The sequence below is a fragment of the Bacillus salipaludis genome (genome assembly GCF_004358205.1).
This window is the reverse complement of sequence record NZ_SMYO01000075.1, coordinates 1-3,110: the sequence shown is the minus strand read 5'-3', so window position 1 is coordinate 3,110 and position 3,110 is coordinate 1. Positions and strand designations below refer to the sequence as shown.

Here is a 3,110-nt window from a genome sequence, read left to right as displayed (position 1 = left end):
GCCCGCTACCTAACTGTCTACGCTTAAAGACTAAAGTTACCTTTAGCCCTCCAAGACTCGCTACGAGCGAATGGCTAGTTCTTACTCGACGGGAATCCCACCCGTTATATGATACGACCTATGCTCGGCCGCACAAGCACCCGTTAGTGAAAAGTAGCGAGTTATATACTTATTTTCATTTTACCTTAGTAAAAAAGAAACCTGTCCTATTTTCTTGTGGAATGCTTTGCAAAAACAGCAGTATTATTTATAAAAAACAAGACACAGAAAATTACATAGAGTTTTTTCTTCAATAAGAAACACCTACCTTTAAATTTGGTAGGTATTTTGCCCAGATGCTTCTTCAACAAACCTGCCCCGTTACTTTAAGTACCTTCCTTCAATTTCTTTAGCACCACTCTGAATGCTTTGACTTAAGAAAGTGTAAATACTCCTTTCCGGCAGCTGTTATCTTCGTGCCAGCCCGTCCTCTACCTTTGACGACAAATCCCTCGCTTTCTAAAATATCTAATCGGCGACGGATCTGATGAGGGGACAAGGTAAAGTCCGATTCTTGGCTTTGGTATGAAATCAATTCTCTGCTTGCCGCTTTTCCTTTTTCGTTGCATTGCTTGATTACTTCCAATATAAAAGCGCGCTCCTGCATTTCCAGCATACTTTCACATGCGGAATATTCGTGCGTCACGCTGTCTCCAGCCTGTGTCAGCATGGACGGAAGGTCTCTTTTCGTCACGACATTTCCCTCACAAACCGTCAGCATGTAATCAATGGTGCTTTTTAGTTCCCGTATATTTCCAGGCCATTCATATTGCATGAAAAACTCTAAGACGTTTTGCTCAACTTTTACCCACTTCCCGCTCTTTGTAATGAAATGTTTCATCAAAAGTGGAACATCCGATCTTCTCTCCATGAGTGGCGGAATATAGAGATTAAGTACATTCAGCCGGTAAAACAAGTCTGATCTGAAGGTACCGTCCCGCATCTTTCCTTGAAGATCTTTATTTGTTGCGGTAATCACTCGAACATTAATAGGTATGATTCTTCCACCGCCGATTCTGCGAATTTCTCCCTCCTGCAGAACACGCAGTAGATGGGATTGAACAGTGAGACTGATGTCGCCGATTTCATCCAAAAAGATCGTTCCGTTATCCGCCAATTCAAACAGACCTTTCTTTCCTCCTCTTTGTGCCCCTGTAAATGTCCCTTCTTCATAGCCGAACAATTCGCTCTCAAGCAGGCTTTCTGTTAAGGCGCTGCAGTTTACTGCCAGAAACGGCCCGTCTTTTCGCAATGAGTGCTCATGAATCGCATGCGCAAACAATTCTTTTCCAGTTCCGGTCTCACCCTGAATCAAAATCGGATGCTCCGACAAGGCAAGCTTCTTGGCGATTCGCTTGCGCTCTTTCATTCCATCATGTTCGCCAATAATATCATGAAATCCGTATTTCGTATGAAATCCTTTATTACGCAGTTCCCTTTGCGCTGTCTTTTCAATTTCGAAGGCTTGATGAACACTTTTGAAGGTCGCGACAATGGTATTTTCTTTCGTCATTTGCAATCGAAAAATTACGACATCCACGCCGTCTATGTTGAAGAATTTGCTATCATCCTTGCTTTTCATGATGAAATCGATAATATCACGGCGATTCATTACCTGTTCTATATTCTTATCAACCGCATCTTGCGCAACAACATGAAACAATGCCGCTAGACTATGATTGAATACTGTGATCTTTCCCTCCTGGTTCACGACCAATAGTCCATCATCGACCGTTCCCAACACATTTTGGATATGCTCACTCATCTGGTTGGCATCCCACTCTGCAACTAACAGCTTACGTTGTAAATCAATGATATTGCTAATATACCTTTCTGAAATCTTCGAAGTTATATCTTTGTCCAAACCGCAGCATTCCACAACATTCAAAATGGTTGTTATATCAAAAAGACGCACGCCTATATCGATTACTTCTTTTATATAAGAGGGGCACAGATGCGTTTCTCCCGGTGAAACAGCAATTTGAACATCCTTATAAAACAATGTGCCCTTTTGAAAAGGGATAAATTGAATATGGTCGATACCAAGCTGATATAAGGATTCAATAAGACTGTTCGTTGCATCATGATCATCATTTACGAGCAGGACAGGAGAGCCTTCAGGTATTCTTAAAAGTTTGTCAATGTATTCATGATGAACGGTTCTTTTGCCCACAATTATGTTCTCGGCATTCACGCTATACCTACCGTTTGTTCGATTATAAGCAGCATCTGATGAACACAAGATAATGGTATCTTCCAGAGACCGCGGTAACCCTTCATCTGCAGCATGACTTTTTATGTGAACATAGTCTCCAAGCAGTTGTTCCAGCTGTTCATGCAAGGCTTGCTTTGTTTTTACACTTCCCGCAATAAGTGTAAGTGTGGATTTTGTCATAAGATCCCTTCCTGTCTTTGAATTGGCTCTATTATATCACCAAAAAAGGCCAATATAACCATAAAAATGATTCCAATTATATAAATCCTCTTTAGAATCAATCTCCCCATTTTGGCACAGATTTTGCATCTATAAATGCACGAAGTGCCAGAGGATTTGAAAGGTAGGTGGAAATACAGGATGAAAGGTAAAAAAAGATAGGCAATCAGAGAAAACGAATTGTAAGCGTTTTTGTAGGATTCTTTTATTTTACTTACAAAGGAGATTTGTGTATGGGACAACCACAAGAAAAGGCTGTTTCGCTCGAAACAGCGGGGAAAAGAGAGAGAAAAATCAATATTTTTGTATTGCTATTCATCATTCTTGCTATTGCAACTCTATTAACCTATGTTTTGCCTGCAGGGGAATATGTCCGGATTGAAGCGAATGGACGGACAACGGTAGACCCCCACTCTTTTAAGTGGTTAAAATCGGCACCAGTAGGTTTGTTCGATATGATAAAAGCTGTTCCTACAGGAATGGTAGAGGCGGGCAATATTATCTTTTTCTTGTTAATTATCGGAGGATTCTTCGGTGTATTAAGAGCAACAGGTACGGTTGACGTACTTATTGCAACTTTGGCTCGGAAGTTGGCAAGGCGTGAAAAATTATTAATCCCTATCGTGATGCTGGTTTT

At 41.0% G+C, this 3,110-nt stretch carries 1 protein-coding gene and 1 pseudogene; one reads left to right on the top strand and one right to left on the bottom strand.

Annotation, left to right across the window (positions count from 1 at the left end; all coding sequences use genetic code 11):
* Positions 1 to 388 precede the first annotated feature (388 nt).
* On the bottom strand, positions 389 to 2,434 hold the full coding sequence (locus E2K98_RS30325) for a sigma-54 interaction domain-containing protein (RefSeq protein ID WP_133340695.1): 2,046 nt from the start codon (positions 2,432 to 2,434) through the stop codon (positions 389 to 391).
* 272 nt (positions 2,435 to 2,706) lie between these two features.
* Between E2K98_RS30325 and E2K98_RS30320 the strand changes: the two are divergent.
* Positions 2,707 to 3,110, top strand: a pseudogene (locus E2K98_RS30320) (YfcC family protein); the annotation flags it as partial.

Bases quoted from the DNA above. Each gene is read 5' to 3' on its own strand.
- E2K98_RS30325 (WP_133340695.1), bottom strand. From the start codon at position 2,434: ATGACAAAATCCACACTTACACTTATTGCGGGAAGTGTAAAAACAAAG.